This window comes from Brevibacillus halotolerans, from assembly GCF_026891775.1.
GTDB classification, from domain to species: Bacteria; Bacillota; Bacilli; order Brevibacillales; family Brevibacillaceae; genus Brevibacillus_B; species Brevibacillus_B halotolerans.
The window spans coordinates 180,484-198,956 of record NZ_JAPTNK010000005.1 but is presented as its reverse complement, the minus strand read 5'-3'; the positions used below and the strand labels follow the sequence as shown (position 1 = coordinate 198,956).

17 protein-coding genes and 1 pseudogene are annotated in these 18,473 nt (G+C 41.9%); 3 read left to right on the top strand and 15 right to left on the bottom strand.

The annotated features are described in order from the left end of the window. Nucleotides 1-84: 84 nt before the first annotated feature. The 3 genes from O0550_RS09375 to ytaF form a co-directional block, all read right to left on the bottom strand. Nucleotides 85-798: an SDR family oxidoreductase gene (locus O0550_RS09375; RefSeq protein ID WP_258426122.1), complete on the bottom strand. Its 714-nt coding sequence runs from the start codon at nucleotides 796-798 to the stop codon at nucleotides 85-87. Between the two features lie 215 nt (nucleotides 799-1,013). Continuing rightward, nucleotides 1,014-1,346, bottom strand: a complete 333-nt coding sequence (locus O0550_RS09370; protein ID WP_003338802.1) for a winged helix-turn-helix transcriptional regulator — start codon at nucleotides 1,344-1,346, stop codon at nucleotides 1,014-1,016. 241 nt (nucleotides 1,347-1,587) lie between these two features. Continuing rightward, nucleotides 1,588-2,220, bottom strand: coding sequence for a sporulation membrane protein YtaF (ytaF, locus tag O0550_RS09365; RefSeq protein WP_022584055.1), 633 nt, complete (start codon nucleotides 2,218-2,220; stop codon nucleotides 1,588-1,590). A 334-nt stretch (nucleotides 2,221-2,554) separates the two neighbouring features. Between ytaF and O0550_RS09360 the strand changes: the two genes are divergently transcribed. Continuing rightward, the gene (locus O0550_RS09360) at nucleotides 2,555-2,920 is read left to right on the top strand and encodes a helix-turn-helix domain-containing protein (RefSeq protein WP_003338800.1); all 366 of its coding nucleotides are present in this window, start codon (nucleotides 2,555-2,557) and stop codon (nucleotides 2,918-2,920) included. Between the two features lie 354 nt (nucleotides 2,921-3,274). Here O0550_RS09360 and O0550_RS09355 read toward each other — a convergent pair whose 3' ends face one another. The 7 genes from O0550_RS09355 to O0550_RS09325 all read right to left on the bottom strand — a co-directional run bounded on the left by O0550_RS09355 (nucleotide 3,275) and on the right by O0550_RS09325 (nucleotide 10,815). Continuing rightward, nucleotides 3,275-3,526, bottom strand: coding sequence for a hypothetical protein (locus O0550_RS09355; RefSeq protein WP_258426121.1), 252 nt, complete (start codon nucleotides 3,524-3,526; stop codon nucleotides 3,275-3,277). 119 nt (nucleotides 3,527-3,645) lie between these two features. Next, nucleotides 3,646-3,876, bottom strand: a complete 231-nt coding sequence (locus tag O0550_RS24515) for an aspartyl-phosphate phosphatase Spo0E family protein (RefSeq protein WP_258426120.1) — start codon at nucleotides 3,874-3,876, stop codon at nucleotides 3,646-3,648. Between the two features lie 366 nt (nucleotides 3,877-4,242). Continuing rightward, a complete protein-coding gene (locus tag O0550_RS09345; protein ID WP_003339810.1) occupies nucleotides 4,243-5,655 on the bottom strand; it encodes a hypothetical protein in 1,413 nt (470 codons plus the stop codon). A 196-nt stretch (nucleotides 5,656-5,851) separates the two neighbouring features. Next, a complete protein-coding gene (locus O0550_RS09340; RefSeq protein ID WP_258426119.1) occupies nucleotides 5,852-6,784 on the bottom strand; it encodes a manganese-dependent inorganic pyrophosphatase in 933 nt (310 codons plus the stop codon). A 122-nt stretch (nucleotides 6,785-6,906) separates the two neighbouring features. Then, a complete protein-coding gene (locus O0550_RS09335) occupies nucleotides 6,907-8,241 on the bottom strand; it encodes a CapA family protein (protein WP_258426118.1) in 1,335 nt (444 codons plus the stop codon). Further along, complete coding sequence (locus tag O0550_RS09330; protein WP_003339816.1) at nucleotides 8,238-9,545, bottom strand: MFS transporter; 1,308 nt, start codon at nucleotides 9,543-9,545, stop codon at nucleotides 8,238-8,240. The genes O0550_RS09335 and O0550_RS09330 overlap by 4 nt, the downstream gene beginning before the upstream one ends. A 64-nt stretch (nucleotides 9,546-9,609) precedes the next feature. Further along, nucleotides 9,610-10,815 carry a M20 metallopeptidase family protein gene (locus O0550_RS09325; protein WP_258426117.1) on the bottom strand — a complete coding sequence of 402 codons (1,206 nt, stop codon included), beginning with the start codon at nucleotides 10,813-10,815 and terminating at the stop codon, nucleotides 9,610-9,612. 187 nt (nucleotides 10,816-11,002) lie between these two features. Between O0550_RS09325 and O0550_RS09320 the strand changes: the two genes are divergently transcribed. Next, nucleotides 11,003-11,578: a hypothetical protein gene (locus O0550_RS09320; RefSeq protein WP_022584049.1), complete on the top strand. Its 576-nt coding sequence runs from the start codon at nucleotides 11,003-11,005 to the stop codon at nucleotides 11,576-11,578. 96 nt (nucleotides 11,579-11,674) lie between these two features. Here O0550_RS09320 and qoxD read toward each other — a convergent pair whose 3' ends face one another. The 5 genes and pseudogenes from qoxD to O0550_RS09295 all read right to left on the bottom strand — a co-directional run bounded on the left by qoxD (nucleotide 11,675) and on the right by O0550_RS09295 (nucleotide 16,823). Next, nucleotides 11,675-11,959 carry a cytochrome aa3 quinol oxidase subunit IV gene (gene qoxD, locus O0550_RS09315; RefSeq protein ID WP_022584048.1) on the bottom strand — a complete coding sequence of 95 codons (285 nt, stop codon included), beginning with the start codon at nucleotides 11,957-11,959 and terminating at the stop codon, nucleotides 11,675-11,677. Further along, nucleotides 11,956-12,558 (bottom strand): cytochrome aa3 quinol oxidase subunit III, encoded by a 603-nt coding sequence (gene qoxC / locus O0550_RS09310; RefSeq protein ID WP_258426116.1) that lies wholly within the window; start codon nucleotides 12,556-12,558, stop codon nucleotides 11,956-11,958. The genes qoxD and qoxC overlap by 4 nt, the downstream gene beginning before the upstream one ends. Continuing rightward, nucleotides 12,555-14,502 (bottom strand): annotated as a pseudogene (gene qoxB / locus O0550_RS09305) (cytochrome aa3 quinol oxidase subunit I). The gene qoxC and the pseudogene qoxB overlap by 4 nt, the downstream one beginning before the upstream one ends. Nucleotides 14,503-14,554: 52 nt before the next feature. Further along, nucleotides 14,555-15,421 carry a cytochrome aa3 quinol oxidase subunit II gene (gene qoxA / locus O0550_RS09300; protein ID WP_258426115.1) on the bottom strand — a complete coding sequence of 289 codons (867 nt, stop codon included), beginning with the start codon at nucleotides 15,419-15,421 and terminating at the stop codon, nucleotides 14,555-14,557. 370 nt (nucleotides 15,422-15,791) lie between these two features. Beyond that, the gene (locus tag O0550_RS09295; RefSeq protein WP_258426114.1) at nucleotides 15,792-16,823 is read right to left on the bottom strand and encodes an aldo/keto reductase; all 1,032 of its coding nucleotides are present in this window, start codon (nucleotides 16,821-16,823) and stop codon (nucleotides 15,792-15,794) included. Between the two features lie 175 nt (nucleotides 16,824-16,998). On the opposite strand from O0550_RS09295, the gene pdxR reads away from it, so the two are divergent. Further along, the gene (pdxR, locus tag O0550_RS09290; protein WP_096887463.1) at nucleotides 16,999-18,441 is read left to right on the top strand and encodes a MocR-like pyridoxine biosynthesis transcription factor PdxR; all 1,443 of its coding nucleotides are present in this window, start codon (nucleotides 16,999-17,001) and stop codon (nucleotides 18,439-18,441) included. Nucleotides 18,442-18,473: the final 32 nt, after the last annotated feature.

Genomic DNA, 18,473 nt, shown 5'->3' with positions numbered 1-18,473 from the left:
GACGAAAGCGAAAGCTGGTTATAAGACAGTCCCCCTTCTCATAGATAAGCATGCTTTATGCCTCTACGAGAAGGGGTTTTTCGGTTATAGAAGAATATGTCCGCCTTCAATATGCAAAGTTGTCCCCGTAACAAAATCATTGTGGAGCAAATACATCACTCCCTGTGCTACATCTACTGGTTGGCCGATCCGTTTGACTGGGAGCTTGCTTGCCACAGCTTCATACAAGCTATTTCGTGCTTCTTGAGACATTTTACTGCGTGATGGCGTATCAATGATACCTGGGGAGACGATATTCACGCGTACAGGTGATAATTCTAAGGCTAACGTTTGCCCTAGATTGGAAACCGCTGCGTTAACAGCTCCAAGGGTAGCCGATCCAACCATAGATTTATAGGCAACCACTCCGGAAAATAAGGTGATAGAACCATTTGTGGCTATGTGAGGTGTTCCATATTTAGCGGCGTAGTATTGCCCCCAAAATTTATGATCAAACAACTGCCGTGCTTGATCTACGTCCATTTCAAGAAATGAACCTCCAGAGGTTTCAGCAGCGGTAATGACTAAATGGTCAAGCGTACCTATCTGCTGGAAAAAGGATTGAACCTGCTTCTCTTGGGTAATATCCAGCGTATAGGTTGTTCCCTTACCGCCCAGCTTTGTTTTAGCCTTCTGCAGCTTCTCCTCAGAACGGCTGGCAATGACAACATCAGCTCCTTCTGCTTGCGCTAGCTTAGCCGTTTCTAATCCTATTCCAGAGCTTCCGCCAATAACCACAACTTTTTTACCTTTCAACATGCTGTCACTCCTCCTTTTCAAAACATTTTGTGTCCGAGATCATTGTAGTTCCAAACATTTCTGATTTGAAGAAGTGATATTTCATTCACAAAGTTACATTTTGGTAAGTTTTTGATGTAGCAAGGTATAGAAGCGTACTATTTTTTTTATGCAAAGTCTTTAGATAACAAAAAAGAACCCCAAAGGTCCTTTTTCTTAATAAAATGTATCGGATTTTACAGAGTTAATCCAAATCGCTTCAGCTCAATGAAAATGCCTTCTAATTGTTTTCCTTTATCCGTTAGCGTATATTCCACACGCGGAGGAACTTCTGGGTACACCTTTCTGACCACTATCCCTTGTATCTCCAGTTCCTTGAGACGAAGCGATAATGTTTTGGGACTAATGCCATCCGTTGATTTGATAAGATCGCTAAATCTCATCGTTCCCTGAATAAGCAGATCTCGAATGATTAAAAAAGTCCATTTCGTACCAATTATGTCGAGTGTTTTGGCAATGGGACAGATTTCTCCTGGCGTTCCCTTCGTTAGTACAATAGGCTCTACCATACTCTCGCATCTCCTCCTGTAACATGATTCGATTGATTTACTGCATCTTATCACATTAATATCCTTTCGTACCTATAGGCTAGAAATATTTACTTTCCAAAAGAAAGTAGGTGTATATGATGCTCCCTCTCTTGTTCATTCCTGTTTTTTCAACATACGAAACTGCATCGACTATCCATAGCAAAAAGCAACTGCTGTGCCGTAAGCAGTTGCTTTTCTTGTCAAACATGTTGGGTAAAAGCTACAACAAAGTGTTAGCCGCGATCACCAAAAGCATCACTCCACTTATGATGGTGCCGAATTGACCTAAGGTAAAAGAAGCAATCCGAACTGATGCTACTTTTTTTCCTAAGGCAACTCCTGCCCAGACCGTGATGAAGCTACCTATCGCCGCAGTTATGGAAATCGCATGCGGAGATAAGCCCATTAGCCCTGCACTTAACCCATTGGTAACAGCATTTGCAGCAAGGGCTATTCCCAAAATAAACGCTTCCCCCACACCAATTTCTCCTGATTTGTCTAAGTCCACCTCTTCAGGATTTTCCAGGATGCCCTTGATGCTTTTGGTGTTCGCTCTACCTTCGCTTGATACTGCCAAAGCCAGTTTTTTACCGGGAAATGCCAATAAGATAATCCGTACGCCAATGACGAATAATAACAGAGCCCCTATTAGAACGGGAAGTATTCCAGGTAATATAGCTGACAGGAGCTGACCGAAATAAATCCCAATTTCACTCAAAAGAAAGCATATACAAGCAATTACACAGTTGGAAAGAAAGCCGATGCGAATATTGCGTATTCCATACGATATTCCGACACCAAGATTATCGAGACTCGATGAAACAGCAAATCCTAGTATGAGAAGCCAATTCATTGTTAATTCCACTCCTAAACATTGTTTTTTGTATTGTATTAGGAATGTTGATAAAAAGTGCCATTTTGTTACATACCTGTTGATAAAAAATCAACACTGTTTGTTTCTTTTTGCTTTATAATAATATTCCATGCTTATCACGTTCACGAATAATCATGCTTTGACCTTTTGACACGCTCCAAAAAACAACTAGATTGCATCTAAAAGCTTGTATCTATTCAAATAACGTAACTCGTTTCTTTAATTGTTATTTTTTGTCACCCTCTCAATTATCGTTAGTAAACTACCTAAATGCGTTAGTTCTTGCTATTATTTGGGTAAAGAGGTGACAAGAATGCCAACGATCGGACTACGAATCAAAGCTCTACGAAAACAGAAGAAGTGGACGCAGCAGGAGTTGGCTGCACGTGTAAATGTTTCATCACAAGTGATTTCTAACTGGGAAAGATCCTATACAAATCCCAATCATGATGATATTTCCCGTCTAGCAGAAGCGCTGGAGGTATCTGCGGATTGCATTCTTTTTGACAACAGACGCCCCGGTCTAGTCAAAGAAACGGCCAGCCCTTATTCTGCATTTGAAGCACTATTTCTATCTGAATTGGATAAGCTTTCGGAAGAGGATAAACAAAAAGCACTAGAGCATGTCCGTTTTCTAGCATATCTAGCAGAACAAAAACAGAAAAATCATGACGAATAGGCTCGTAGACTAGATACGGGCCTTTTGCTTCACCAGTCGTTACTACGGGTCATACAAAATGCCCATGAGGATGTGTTATCCGTCTTTTGTTCCAGAATTTTCTGATATATAATAGGGATGTAAATTTTTATCGTACTGATAAGCTGTTACTTCTGGCTTATCATCTACCTCCGTGTGTTGCTAAAGCTAGGATTCGGAAAAAACGATACGAGTATGCGGCCACGGTTACTATTTCGTAACTGGTATTTCATTGGCTAAACTAACAGGAGCTAGAAAAACGGTTGGGGGCTGTGTAGTCGTAAGCATAACGCTTACCAACGTAAAAGGGTGGGCGCCGGCTAGGATTGGCATGGATCATTGCGGATTTTGTTTGACAAGTAACTGTTTGGAGCGTGAGAAAGGCGCCCATATGGTTTGGTTTCGATTTGCAGTGATGGTTCCGAAATTAAGATAGATTGTCTCGCCTCCTATGGTAGACTTGCAGTTTTTTGCCAACGCAGGAGTGCCTTCTAGATATCTTCTGCACAAAAGATTGGCATTCCTCTTGATTTGCTTGCTGGTTGCTGCCTCGTACTGGGCTTCATTTTTACCGCTTGAGTACGGCATCCACAGCTTCTTCCCGTTGACCGAAGCCGCACAAGATTGCGTGCATTCCTACAAACTAGACAAAGCAATAGCAAGCTAAATACGTGCTATAGGAACCGTAGACATTTGAACAGGCAACATTAGTGTTTATAGGATTTTATCCTTTTTTGCATATGGACAATATACTCATCTAGCTGTTGGCTCATCTCTAACACTGCGAGGCTTGAGAAAGTACCTTCTTTGCAAACAAGCTCGACTAATTTTTTCCTGAGATTCTCCGTATCCGTGTGGAGCTCATCCTCAGTCTGATAGCTGTGAATACGTTTCCCTGATAAGGGATTACTAGATTTGATAGGGGCAGAGAATTTCACATTCGTTCTAACCGTTCTTTTCCTATGGTAGAGTAGAACGTCCTCTACCTTTTTGATGTCTTTAATATCAACCTCCTCCTTTTTAGATCAAATGTCTTATTTACACTATAACCTATTATTCCAAAAAACCCATTTTGAAAAATACTGTAAAAATAACCTATTTTACCCATTTTTTAACATAAAAAATTTTTTACCGATATATTCCTAGAACTCTTCTTTGGTTACATACAAAAAAAAAAAAAAGCACCCTTCCTGATAGAAGGTGTGCTTTGTAGAAATAGGTCAATGGATATTTTTTATCCACCAATCCCATGATCGTATTGAATCACTCTATCTTTTGCCATTGCTTCTGCTACTGTCACCTGACTACACAACCCAAAGATCATTACCAGCGAAAGCAAAAAGACTTTCATCATTCCTTACCTCCTCCATAATTTTTTTGTACTCTTGTTCCTGTTGCTCTGTTGCGTGGTATCTATGTGCTTCAAAAAGTGTTACGCAGCGTATAAAATTCTTGTGATCGTTCGTAGCTGTAGATAAAGTGAGACATCGTAGAGTTTCGACTATTCCACTATGGAAACGTTCATTTTTGAACTGGTAAATCGCTAACTGATACCTGAACCGCAGATGACGTTCGACATTAATCGTGTCTTTGTATCCATCGAAGCAGCTTATCTCTATTGAAAATTTCTCTATGATGCTATCTATTGTAAAATGATATTTATTTGCAGATTCAACAATGGTCACTAGACCGGCAAGAAGCTCCGTTGGGTTTACCTCCAGAAAAGCAATATAATCTGGAAGAATATCTAATTGTCCCATGAGCAGGTCAAAGGTATATCTGTTTGCGCGGGCCCATAAGCGGAACTTCTGTACCTCCTTTTGACCCACTTCATCAAGATTATCAAACCAGCCTAAATCAGCATAACCAGCAGCGTACTCATTTGCTTTTTTGTATAAGCCTTGCTTTTCTAAAGCTTCTGACTTTAATAAATAGGCTTGTCCATAATAAACAACCAAATGTCGCTCTGTTTTAAGAGGCTCACCTTTTCTATTATTTTTCTGCTTATTTCGTTCATTTTCGTATACTAAGGTAGCTAATTCTCTTAGTTCATCTGCATATTTCTCTACTTCTTTCCATTTATGCAAAGTAAAGCTCACATTGGCTAGATGCAATAACGCATCTAATTGGTGACCTTCCGAGAGCCGCCTTCGAAACGGTTCGAAACGAATAACAGCTTTCCCATTCTCCTCGGCATTGTTTCCAAGTAAGGCTCGAAATAAACGATATTGACTGATAACTGCCCTTTCTGAATGGCTATTTTTTTCGTTATCAACCACCAACTGGTAAAAATAAGCGGATTCCTTCTGTTTTCCCTTATAGAAAAGCTGTTCTGCTACAGCAAAGAGAACCTCGATGTTTTTAGGGTCCTCCAACAATTGCGGGATTACCATCTGTATACAGTCATGTCTCCCTAGCTCTGCACATTGCACCAGATAGGGTCTTACTCGTCGCTTTGAGACCTTCCCTCTTTGAAAGCATTCCTCTACATATAAATCGTACAGCCATCCGGTAGGTTCTCCAAAAGCTCGTCCAATCGCATTTAATTGATCAATAGTTAATGCCCGAATAGGGTTTCCTTTCAAGAACCCACTCAAGTGCCCGGCATTGATATTAGTCAATTCACTGAGTTTACTAAGCGTGTAGTTATATGATTTGATGCGATATTCAATTTCCGACCGTATCGATCGCACCATCACATGATTACTCCCGACCATGTAAACACTCCTTTTTAACGAAATATCAATATTTTACTATATTTTACATTTATTTCAGAGAATTCGCTACTAAAATCTCAAAAAATGTAAAATTTTATATTTTTCGACAAATGAAAGAAGACTTCCTTTCTGTGAGATCAGCTGATCACACCGCGAAGGAAGCCTTGATTTTATTGATGAAATGAGTTTTTTGGAATTACATCTTGCTGAATGCTTCTGTTAATACTGGTACAATTTGCTTCTTACGGGACACAACACCTTTTAGAAGCACTTTGTTATCTTCCAATGTCGCATTGAATGCCTGCTCGACAGCTTTTGCTGCTCGACCTACCGCAAGACCAACGGAATCATTATTTAGGATATCCGTTACAACAAATAGGAACATATCTAACCCTTTTTTCTCAATGATAGCAGTTAGATGCGCTTCAATTTCAGCCTGATTAGCTAACACATCGTTTACATCAACTGCGTTTACCTGAGCGATTTCCACTTTGGAATTACCCATAGCAAACTCTTTTGAATCGAGAGAAATTAATTCGCTAATGGTTTTATCGCTAAGGTCTGCACCTGCTTTTAACATTTCCAAGCCAAAGCTTTGCAAATCAACGCCAGCAATCTCAGCTAGTTCATGAGCAGCTTTCACATCTTGTTCTGTGCAAGTTGGGGATTTAAGCAATAGAGTGTCAGAAATGATTGCGGAAAGCATAAGACCAGCAATCGTTTTCGTTACCTCTACACCGTTTTCTTTATACATTTTATTTAAAATAGTAGTCGTGCATCCAACCGGCTCAGCACGGAAATACAATGGGTGGTTTGTCTCAAAGTTAGCGATACGGTGATGATCAATAACCTCAACCACGCGAACCTGATCGATGTCGTTGGCACTTTGTTGACGCTCATTGTGGTCTACTAGGATTACATCTTGAGCTTCTGTCGCTACTGTTTCTACTAAGCGAGGAGCCTCCACATTAAAGTATTTGAGCACAAATTCTGTTTCTCCGTTCATGTTTCCTAAACGAACAGGCTCCACGTTTGCTCCTACTTTTGTTTTTAAATCTGCATAAATCAAAGCTGAACAAATCGTATCTGTGTCTGGGTTTTTATGTCCAAAAATTAGTGTTTTTTCCATAATCGTTCTCCTTATTCGGTGTTTTAGATAAAATTATCATAGCATAGGAGTTATGATCCTCTCCATTTTCATTATAAATATAAAATACATGTTTTTGAATCCTTCTGTAAAACTTTACACTTTTATTCCAATTTTTTTGGTGTGATATGTACAACTCCAATCCCATCCGAAACCTGAATCTCTGTTCCATATGGCTTTGATAGTTCTGCTACTCGTTTTACAATAGCTTCATTCCTGCTTAGCTTGGGAAACCCATTCTGATGGCGTTTTTTACCACATCCGAGTTCAATGGGGTGCAAGATGATTTCTTTTATTTGTCCATTCTCCATGCTCCATGAGGCGATGACCGACTCCATAACCTCAGGAATCGTCAGCAAGCCTTTTGTCCCTTGGTCGGTTTTCGAATCCATGGCCTGCATAATGGTCATATCATGCGGGAGTGAGTTAGCATCATAAAATTCCTGTGGTAAAACCTCCAGCGTTTCATCCTGAAAAATAAAATTGCTTAAGCTATAAAAAATCGGTCGATTTTGGTAAATCTCGATACCTCGCAGTGTATGGGGACCATGCCCGACTACCGCGTGGGCCCCTGCATCAATGAACCTGCGACAAGCGATCTCTACAAAATCAGCCGGAAGCTGTTTATTTGTCCCTTTCATTTCATGAGCGTGAAAGCTTACGATAACATAATCCGATTGACGTGAGGCATCATCAATGCTAGCCTCCAGGCGTTTCATATCCTGCTCATGCGGCATTGTGAGCAATTTCTCTTTTTCTCCTGCATAAAAAATAGCCGGATATCCATACATATCATAGCCAAATGGTAAAACTCCCTTTGGCAAGGGGGACAGAAATGCCTCTTCTACTAGCATTTCGTATAAAGCATTTACCTCAGTCTGACTAGCGATTCGTTTCAGCACCTCAAAATCAGCCTGCGAAACTAAATGTTTTTTCACATGCCTAAGTCCATTTACACCAGGACGACCTTTCCCGTCACGACGCTGTTCGGAAGCAAGATGGGTTTGATGAAAGGAGGAGGTCACTGAGATGAGCGCAGCTCGACCAGCAGGGGTATCCAAATAAGCAGGTCGACCTGCTTCAAACAGATTTGCCCCCATTCCTGCGTGCAATATTTCTGCCTCTCGCAAATATTTGTTGGTTAGTAGCAGGCCATCGTGACTAAAATCCATGGAGTGGTTATTGGCCGTTCCCACTAAATTAAAGCCGTATGCGACTAGGTCCTTTAATCGATCAGGAGTTGTTTGCACATGAGTACCGCCAGAAATCGCATTAGGGGTGCCCTCATTGTAAGAAACGTGCATCTCTAAGTTAGTCAGGCGCACATCTGCCTGACCAATCAGCTTTTCAATCTCCTGAAAGCTATGCTCCTGATAACTCGGCACCCGTCTTGTTTGAAGATAATCCCCTGTAGCTACGAAGGTCATGATAGAATTCACGAATACTTTCCCTCCCCATTAGCGCTATGAGATAATTTGACCTGCTCCTTACGTTTTACAAATAAAAGGAACAGACAACCACTAGTAGCATAAATAAAAGCATTCAGAAGTAGGACCTGATGAAATCCATTCGTTAGATTAGCTCCAGCAGCTTCAACGATGGCTCCTGTCACAAGCGGAGAAATCATTCCTGCCAACGTGACTAGTCCAGACATGACTCCCATGATTAAACCTGTACGCTCAGGTAACAGCGTACTTCCAATCACAGAAGCTAGACTGCCTGCTGTTGTCGTTAATCCTATTCCAAGACAAAAAAGGGCAATCAAAATGGTCGGAGATTGAAACAACGGAACCAAGCTAAATAGAATACCTCCTGTCAGAACAGAAATACCTCCGACTGTCACATAAGAACGGCGTATTAGCTTCGTTCTTTGAAACAAACGGTCTGCCAGCATACAAGCCAGTAGCGTGATTAGTCCAGAGAGTAAGCCGATCACGGCAATAGATGTGCTCATCTGAGTAGAGGTCAGCTTCATTACATTCACTAGATACGTTGGTAACCAAACCAAGACAAAGGTCACACCCCACATCTGTGCAAAGTAAAGTAGGAAGGAAAATAAGAAATCTTTTGATAATAGGGTGTGACGAACATCAGACCAATGCAATGAGGGGGCTTTCCTGACAGACTGGATTGTTGGAATTTGTACAGAATGGTTCTTTGAGGATACCGGATTTTTAGACACATCTATCTGATCTGGATGCTCCTTTCCACCTACCAGCCAGAAAATGATCCAGACGAAGCTTACAGCTCCCAGTGCAGCCCAAGCCCATCTCCATCCCCAGTGTTCTATAGACGATACCAAAGCAGGAGTAAACAAACTAGAACCAATGGACGCCCCCAGCGTTAACAAGGCAAAAATAAAACCTCGCCGCTCGGCTGGAAACCACTTGCTAAGATGACTAACAATAACTGGCCATGTAGGTCCTTCTCCGATTCCTAGCAAAACTCTCGCCATTATTAAGATAGGTAAGCTTGTAATGACAAGTGAGCCAGCCTGTACAACCGTCCAGCAAATCGCTAGGATCATCAGCATTTTTTTCGTGCCTATCCTGTCAGATATCCCCGCCCCAATGACACCAGCAATAGCAAAAAACCAGAAAAAACTGCTACCTACCATTCCCCATTCTGTTGGGCTAAGCGTCATCTCCTGAATAATTTGGGTAGCGGAATATCCAGCAATCGATTTATCCAGATAGTTAATCATGTATAAAACAAATAGAAACACTACCGTTACCCATGCCATCAGAGACTCCTCCTACACTTTTTCTCTGGTCCCTTCGTGCTGTTCAGGTTGTTGTGACTATTCCTTAGGCTTCATCAGAAAGAACGAAATGCTCAGCAAGTAAGGCTAAAAATAGCTTGCCGATCTGTAGCATCGAGCGTTCATCCACATCAAACATCGGATGATGGTGCGGATATGTAGCATTTATTTCACTATTCCCGCCTCCTACACCAATAAAATTACCTGACGTTTTTTGTAAATAATAAGCGAAGTCCTCCCCACCCATCTGTGGTGGAACACGGATCACTCGCTCATTCCCGACTAGCTGCTTCGCGATCGCCTCCACTCTCTTGGTCTCTACAGGATCATTCCAGACAGACGGATAGCCTCTGCGGTACGTAAATTGCGCGGTGGCGCCAGCGCCCTCAACCGTATGCTGGACGATCTTCTGCATAGCTTGTTCGATACCAGTACGGGTTTCCTCACTAAATGTTCGCACTGTTCCCAGAATCTGTGCAGTGTCTGGAATTACATTGTAAGTAGCGCCGCTTTGAAAGGAGCCTATCGTTAATACGGCCGGTTGCAGAGGATCTACACGTCTGCTTACCACTTGCTGCAAATTCAAAATAAGCTGGCTACCAATCACTATGGGGTCAATAGACTCATGAGGGCTTGCACCGTGTCCTCCTTTGCCCCGAATTTCAATTTGAAATTCATCGCCCGCGGCCAGCATATATCCTTCCTGTACGCCAATCACTCCCAGTGGTAGCCCTGAGAATACATGGGCCCCATAAATAACATCCACTCCATTCAGGCAGCCATCCTCTATCATCGAGATCGCTCCACCTGGGACTAATTCCTCAGCATGCTGAAAGATCAGAACCACTGTTCCACTAAATTCTTGCTCATACTCTTTTATGATCGTAGCTGTTCCCAACAAAGCCGCTGTATGGATATCATGACCACATGCATGCATGACTCCAGGGACCCTTGATTTATATTCCACCTGCTTCTCATCCTGAATCGGGAGCCCATCAAAATCGGCTCGAAACGCCACCGTTTTCCCTTGCTCTTCTGGGTTCTTCTGTTTTTTCCCATAAATCTTCGCAACAATTCCTCGGCCGCCAACCCCTTCTTGTACTTCAATACCAAGCTTTCTCAAATAAGCTGCAATTTTTCTCGGTGTCTCCACCTCTTGAAAAGACAGCTCCGGATACATATGAAAATCCCGGCGTAAGTCAACCATTTCTGAATACAGTTCTTCTAATTTGGTGCATGCCTGATGTAGCATCGGCTCTCCTCCTTTTTCTAAAAAATCTACTATATTTTATCAGAATTATCAGTCATTACCTATTGTACTTTCTGTATGAACGCATCGCAAGGAAAGAAGTAGCAATATAGTACGCGATACTTATTGTTTATTCCTTATAGGTACGATAGTCTTGAAATGACAAATCATAACCCTAGGAGGTACATCTATGAAAAAAATGGTAGTTGCCTTATTTGCCCTTATGCTTCTGTTAACTGCTTGTGACCCCCTCCGTTCTACCGAAAATGACCCTATTTCGCAACAGGACATGATTTCTCTTTTACAGCCTAAACTAGAAAAAGCCCCTACCTATGAAAAATTTACTCGCGTTTTTGCCAAAGAAGCAGTAGGAGGCGAAAAAATTGCAACCATCACAAAAGATGGTGTCGAAACAGAAAATACCGCCGCGGCTAAGGATATGATTGTGAAAAATCAAACTGAAGCCAAAGAGATGTACATCTTAAAACCGGACAAGTTCGCGAAAAGATATAAACAAATCGGAGAAGCAAAAGATGGTTTTAAAGAGTATCAAGCAATCGGAGAAATTAAAGCGATTGAAGTAACCTCGGACCTGCTAAAGGAAGCCAACATCCCGACCAAGGAATTTTATTTTCTTGCGGCTTGGGAAGAGAAAATGATCGTTAAGGAAGGCGACTATCTCGTATCGCCATTGGACTATTCAGAAGTATATCGCATCGCTAAACAAGAGTTTTTCGAGACCTATCGATTGAAGGAAAAGCAGTAAGGCAATATAGATCAACCAACCTCGTGTTCAAGGAGAAAAAAGGAGCCCGATCCAGCAAGATTAGGCTCCTTTTTTTATGTTTTGATTACGAACAGATCACTGGTACCCCCAGATCATGCATAGCAGAGTTCCAAAGACTGTAACAAGCGCTATAAATAATGCATAATAGAGATTGGTATAGATGGATATTTTGTCTCCTGTCTCACCTGTGTGCATAAAGACAACGAGCTGAACGGCAGCTTGAATGAACGCCGTTACAAGCAGAATCGTCATTCCAACCGCAAATGACATAGTAAAGAAATAAACGGTCAGGGCCAATGCAGTAAGAATCAGCGAGAAACCAAAGCCGATTACCTGTTTGCGAGGGAATAATTCTCTCATGTTACCATCATTCCTTTCAGATAGACGAAGCTAAAAATAAAGATCCACACAACGTCTAAGAAATGCCAGTACAGTGAGAAAATGAATGATTTATTCGCTGTTTGAGGAGTCAATCCTCGCTTCCTAACCTGCATGATGATATAGAAGCCCCAAATTAATCCAAAGGAAACGTGGGCTCCATGGGTTCCCAATGTTGTTAACAGAATCGCTGTAAATGCGCTAGTTTGCAAGCCCGCACCAATGTGGTCGTAATGAAGAAACTCATAGATTTCGACACCTAAAAATCCAAGCCCAAGCAGCAATGTGATCGCAAAGAATGTAAGCATTGCTTTTTTGTTGCCGATACGCATGGCATGAATGCCAAGGCCAATGATAAAGCTACTTGTTAAAAGCAGAATCGTTTCAACCAGCACAGGAGTAATTTCGAAAATTTCGGCTCCAGTAGGTCCGTTTCCAGTACGATCGACCAGGGTGAAATAAGAAGCAAACAGCGTTCCAAACAGTACAATCTCAGCCCCCAGGAAAATCCAAAATCCTAGAATGTTTAAGGAGTTTTGTTCTGTACTGTACTCAAGCGGTAGCAAGTGATCTATTTTCATTTCATTGCACCTCGCAATCTATTTTCGGTCTCTTCTATTTCTTCAACCGAGATGTAATAACCGTCGTCCTGCTCAAATGATCGGTGAGTCAGGCAAATAAAAATTCCAATGGTTGCAAGGATTACAACATTCCACATAGAAAATACAAAGGCAAAGCCCCATACAAAAAAGATACAGCTCAAAAGAAACGGGGCACCGCTGTTATTTGGCATATGAATCTTTTTATAGGTACCCTGAAACAGGGGATGGCCTTTTTTCTTAGCATCCCAGAATGCTTCTATTGACTGAGCTTGCGGTGTAATAGCAAAGTTATACGCTGGTACGGGATTATGAGTTGCCCATTCAAGAGAACGTGCATCCCATGGGTCGGCCTCTATATTTCTTGGAGCAAAGCGAATACTCCAGTACATGTTATAAACAAGTAGCACAAAGCCCACTAGCAACAAGTGCTCCAATGAACGAAATAAAGTTCAAGGGCCCAAAGCCTGTTGATTCAGAATAGGTGTACATACGTCGAGCCTGTCCGTCTAAACCAGAGAGAAACATCGGGAAAAATGCTACGTTAAAGCTAATGGCAATAACCCAGTACGCCCACTTGCCAATTCTTTCATTCAGCATAAAACCAAACATTTTTGGCCACCAGTAAGTAAGGCCAGCAATCATGGCAAATACAACACCAGGTATGATGACATAATGGAAGTGAGCTACTAAAAACATCGTATTATGATATTGGTAGTCAGCTGCTGACATTCCAAGCATAACCCCAGTTACCCCGCCAATTAAGAAAATCGGAATAAAGCCTAAAGAATAAAGCATCGGAACAGTGAAAACAATTTTGCCCCTCCAAAGAGTGAACAGCCAGTTAAATATTTTAATCCCCGTAGGAACAGCTATGGCCATTGTTGTAATGGAGAAGATACTGTTTGTTAACGCTCCCTGTCCCATTGTGAAGAAATGGTGTGTCCAAACTAAAAAGGAGAGCAGAGAAATGATCACCATAGAAGCAACCATTGATTTATAACCATACAGATTGCGGCGTGCAAAGGTTGAAATAATCTCACTATATACACCGAAAGCAGGAAGCACTAAGATATAAACTTCAGGATGTCCCCACACCCAAAATAAATTCGCCCAAAGCATATCCATACCGCCATTCGTCGATGCGAAGAAGTGTGTTCCGAATAGCCGATCCATCGTCATCATGATCAATGCCACTGTTAATACAGGAAATGCAAAAACTACGATTACGTTCGTGACGAGAGCAGACCATGTAAACATAGGCATTTTCATCAGTGTTATACCAGGTGCTCTCATTTTAAGAATCGTAGCGATAAAGTTAATACCGGATATCAAGGTACCAAGTCCAGAGATTTGGAGAGCTAGCGCATAATAGTTGGTACCGACCGATGGACTAAATTCATTGCCTGCCAGCGGGAAATAAGCAGACCAGCCTGCATCCGGGGAACCTCCAATGACAAACGAAATGTTAAATAGCATCGCACCCATAAAAAACAACCAAAAGCTTAGTGCATTCAACCTTGGGAACGCTACATCACGAGCCCCGATTTGCAAAGGGACGACAAAGTTCATTAATGCATAAATGAATGGCATTGCCATAAAGATGAGCATCACAGTCCCATGTGTTGTAAATATTTCATTATAGTGCTGAGCATCGAGCAAGGTATTCTCTGGTACGGCTGTCTGAGCGCGCATCATGATCGCATCAGCGCCACCTCTAAATAGCATCAACAGAGCTGAGATGAGATACATAATCCCGATCCGTTTATGGTCCACCGTCGTTAACCACTCCCGCCAGAGATAGCCCCATTTTTTATAATAGGTCAGTGCTCCGATGATCCCAAGCATAGTCAGAATAATGGCAACCATCGATGCATAAATCGCAGGGCTGGGATGAGGAACGGCGAATTTCGTAAAGTAGTCCATACTATTGTGGCTCCTTTTTAAAATAATTGTCTTATGGGGAAAACGTAGGAAACTACTCGTCCCGAGCTGTACCATGATGGTGGTGATGCCCGCCATTTGCACCTTCTGGAGCTGCTCTAAACTCTAAATGTGTTCTTGTATAGGTGGATTGTCCAACATGCCCCGGCTCTAGCAATGTATTGAATTTTTGTTCCGTAAGAGGTTCAGCCGTTTTTTTCACCTCTTCCACCCATTTCGCATATTTCGCTTCCGTTATTGCCTCAACATTGAATATATTTTCAGCAAAGCCTTTTCCACTAAAATTTGCATTTCGTCCCATATAATCGCCTGGTACATCTGCGGCTAGATGTAAGGTTGTAACCATGTCTGCCATGGCATATTTTTGTCCTCCTAATTGCGGAACCCAAAAACTAGTAATCGGTCCATAAGAATAAAGCTTAAATTCAATAGGTCGGTTTATGGGGATACGCAGGTAATTGACCGTTTCGATATTTTCTTGTGGATAACTAAAATGCCACTTCCAATTGGAGCTTGAAGCATAAATAACTAACGGTTTTTTATCCTCATATCCCTGTGGTCTTGACTCCACAATATAATTGCTTTTCACAGAGATCACAGAAAGAATAATGACGATGAGTACTGGAATCCCCACGCAAACCATTTCTACAACCAGATTTCCTTCTATATAGGGAGGCTCATATTCTTCTTTTTGTTTAGAGGCCCGATATTTTGTGACCATAAATACGAAAAGAGCAATAACTACAACAACAATAAACGACATCGTCCAAATGGAGATCATAATTACGTCGGCTTGAGTTTGAGCTTGAGGTCCTTTTGGGTCTAAAACCAGTAGTCTGTCACCACAGCCCGTAAGTAATGAAAACGCAGCGAAAATGAAAGTATAAAGAGCCCATTTCATTTTTTTATCGAATACCCCTTTCCTGTTGATTTTTAAAATTGATAACCACCAATCCACATTCCTATCCTAATGAACGAACCCTAAAAAGTCGCCATCCAATCTGAAATCATTTCCCTCATCCATGTTCAATACTTTGCAACAATACCGACAAGAAATAGTCACAAAATTAACCTTTAACGTTACTAACGCTTACTTCACAACACAATAACAAGACAAAGAAGCCTCAAAGATAGACAGAGGAGAGCTCTCGTCAATCTTTGAGACTTGTTTTTTAAAGCTATATGATCCTTTTGATAACGATAGTCTGACCACCGCCATGTAGCGCCACAACGGGTGCCAGAAGAAGCAGACGTTCAAAAAATGAAGTATCCTACCGTTTAGGAGCCGGTTTACTACTAGAATCGGATAGAGGTTGACGTAAACGCTCGCCATATCCGTTTACCCAGAGTAGCTCCAATTGCTCGTATTCTTCCTTGGAAAGAGGAGTAGTCTTTGAAGCTAGCGCAAACTCTCTTAGTTGCTCCTCACTCGTCATATTCGGTATTACAGAGAGAACAGAGGAGTGATAGAGCGAAAACTGGATCGCCAACTGTCCCAATGTACGCTTTTCAGAATCAAATATCCCTTTAGCCTTTACTTCATTCACTACCTCATTGCCCGCTCTCATCCACTCCACAGGACGATGGGCTCTGTGGTCTGATTTACTGAAATGCTGATTAGGTTCATACGTACCATCCAACAGTCCGGAGGCATGCGGGATGCGTATGATTAATGCTCGTGCCTCTTCTGCTGCTACCTGTAATAGATCCCTAGCCGGCTCCTGCTCGACTATATTGTTGATGACCTGCACCGCTTCATACCCTCTTTTCCATGCCTCCAAGGATTCATTTTTCCAGCCTAGATCGGGTCCCATCGCCGCTCCATAATGACGAATTTTCCCTTGAGCTTTTAATTGTTCCAGAGCTTCTATGATCTCATCGTTTTGGATGGCCTCCATCCGAGGATTGTGAAGTTGGTAATAATCAATATAATCTGTATGAAGCCGTTTCAAGCTCTGTTCACAGGCTAGCATAATATGCTTTGTAGACCAGTTTTGGGGAAGCTCTGCGTGCCCTTTTCTCTCCCCCCTGTTTTGGTAGATATCATATCCAAATTTCGTAGCTATAAATATCCTATCACGCACATTCCCTAATGTCTTTGCAATGATTTCCTCACCATAGCCATCGCCATAGACATCCGCCGTATCAAAAAAGGTGATTCCATAATCGTGGTAGGCAGACTGGAGAAGTCTCTCTCCCACACCTCGATCGGTTACACCCCACCATTTGGTTGCTACCGTCCATACCCCAAAGCCAATCTCAGATACTAGAGAATCTGTACCCGGAAACTTGCGATATTTCATAATCTTCTCTCCTCTCAGCATGCCTGATAATTGTAAGAATAGGTATAATATGTTTTAGTAACATAAAGAGCTATTTTTTCATTATAAAAACGTATGATCTGAAAGGAACCGTCCAGTCCCAGCCTATTATGACCATCCACACGCCTAAATGACTTGAAAGGAAGTGAAATCTTGTATGGAATGGCAACCCAATCGTAAAAGTCGAATCCCTATATATAAGCAAATTTCACAATATCTTGAACAACGTATTACGAATGGAGAATATCCTTCAGGTACAATCCTTCCTTCCGAACGTTTACTTTCCAAGGAATTAGATGTAAATCGTTCGACCATTGTAGCTGCTTATGAAGAATTGCGTGCCTCCGGTATTGTGGAAAGCTTACGGGGAAAAGGGACGATTGTAAGCCGGGATATCTGGGGAGCATCTCGCAAGCGCATTCCAAACTGGGAGAAACTGATTGAAACAGGGTCATTTCTTCCAAACACAGCAATGATGCGTTCGATACGAAAAGAGACTTTTGGTCTTGATTTGATCGATCTGGCAAGCGGGGAGCTATCACCTGATTTATCTGCTTCCTCCTATTTTCAAAGCATCATGTCCAATGAAACTTTCACTTATCACGTAGGTTACGACCATCCACAGGGTAACCTGAAGCTACGTGAAACCATCGCTTTACACTTAAAGGAATCGCGGAATATCTCTGCAACACCATCATCTATATTAATTACTTCCGGGGCCCAGCAAGCTCTATACCTGATTGTTCAGTGCTTATTGCAACCAGGCGATGCAGTTGCAATTGAAGACCCCTCCTATTGTTATTCTTTGCCGTTATTTAGATCAGCAGGACTAAGAACCTTCCTACTGCCTGTTGATGATAGCGGGATTAATCCAGATGATATTGTAGAGTTACATAAACAGCATCGTATAAAGATGGTCTTTCTTAACCCCAATTTTCAAAATCCGAATGGGTCATATTTAAGCGTAGAGCGTCGAAAGCGGGTTCTAGAAATCTCCTCTGACTTAGGCATACCGATCATTGAGGATGATCCATACAGTCTAACAGCCTTTGATAACACACAAGCTACAACACTAAAATCGCTTGATGAAAATGGTACGGTTCTCTATGTCAGTTCTCTAAGCAAAATTGTTGCATCTGGTCTGCGCATTGGCTGGATATTTGGCCCGCAAACGGTTATTGAACGTTTAGCAGACGCCAAACAGCAAATCGATTTTGGACATAGTATTATACCGGAATGGCTTGCAACCAAGTTTTTATCGTCTGAGGATTTCCCCGCCCATTTACACAAGCTTCAAAACTCACTCGCGATTAATAAGGATAAAATGACGTTTTCCTTATATGATCAGCTTGAGGATCAGGTAGAGTTTCTGGCACCTGAGGGCGGGATTCACATTTGGTGCAGAATAAAGGAGAATGTTAACGAGCAGCAATTAGTCAAGGAAGCTATCAGACAAGGGATTGTGTATGTTCCAGGAAGTGTATTCGGTACACAAAAGGGCTATGTTCGCTTTACTTTTGGTCGCGTGATGGATGACCAGATTCATGAAGCTATCTCTCGTTTTTCAACCGCCTTACGTAATGTCAAAAAAAGTACATAATAGATTCGTTCCCATCTGCTTACTTCCATACA

Coding starts and splice junctions, on each gene's coding strand:
- O0550_RS09375 (WP_258426122.1), bottom strand. CDS start 798: ATGTTGAAAGGTAAAAAAGTTGTGGTTATTGGCGGAAGCTCTGGAATA.
- O0550_RS09370 (WP_003338802.1), bottom strand. CDS start 1,346: ATGGTAGAGCCTATTGTACTAACGAAGGGAACGCCAGGAGAAATCTGT.
- ytaF (WP_022584055.1), bottom strand. CDS start 2,220: ATGAATTGGCTTCTCATACTAGGATTTGCTGTTTCATCGAGTCTCGAT.
- O0550_RS09360 (WP_003338800.1), top strand. CDS start 2,555: ATGCCAACGATCGGACTACGAATCAAAGCTCTACGAAAACAGAAGAAG.
- O0550_RS09355 (WP_258426121.1), bottom strand. CDS start 3,526: ATGCCGTACTCAAGCGGTAAAAATGAAGCCCAGTACGAGGCAGCAACC.
- O0550_RS09345 (WP_003339810.1), bottom strand. CDS start 5,655: ATGGTCGGGAGTAATCATGTGATGGTGCGATCGATACGGTCGGAAATT.
- O0550_RS09340 (WP_258426119.1), bottom strand. CDS start 6,784: ATGGAAAAAACACTAATTTTTGGACATAAAAACCCAGACACAGATACG.
- O0550_RS09330 (WP_003339816.1), bottom strand. CDS start 9,545: ATGGCATGGGTAACGGTAGTGTTTCTATTTGTTTTATACATGATTAAC.
- O0550_RS09325 (WP_258426117.1), bottom strand. CDS start 10,815: ATGCTACATCAGGCATGCACCAAATTAGAAGAACTGTATTCAGAAATG.
- O0550_RS09320 (WP_022584049.1), top strand. CDS start 11,003: ATGAAAAAAATGGTAGTTGCCTTATTTGCCCTTATGCTTCTGTTAACT.
- qoxD (WP_022584048.1), bottom strand. CDS start 11,959: ATGAGAGAATTATTCCCTCGCAAACAGGTAATCGGCTTTGGTTTCTCG.
- qoxC (WP_258426116.1), bottom strand. CDS start 12,558: ATGAAAATAGATCACTTGCTACCGCTTGAGTACAGTACAGAACAAAAC.
- qoxA (WP_258426115.1), bottom strand. CDS start 15,421: ATGAAATGGGCTCTTTATACTTTCATTTTCGCTGCGTTTTCATTACTT.
- O0550_RS09295 (WP_258426114.1), bottom strand. CDS start 16,823: ATGAAATATCGCAAGTTTCCGGGTACAGATTCTCTAGTATCTGAGATT.
- pdxR (WP_096887463.1), top strand. CDS start 16,999: ATGGAATGGCAACCCAATCGTAAAAGTCGAATCCCTATATATAAGCAA.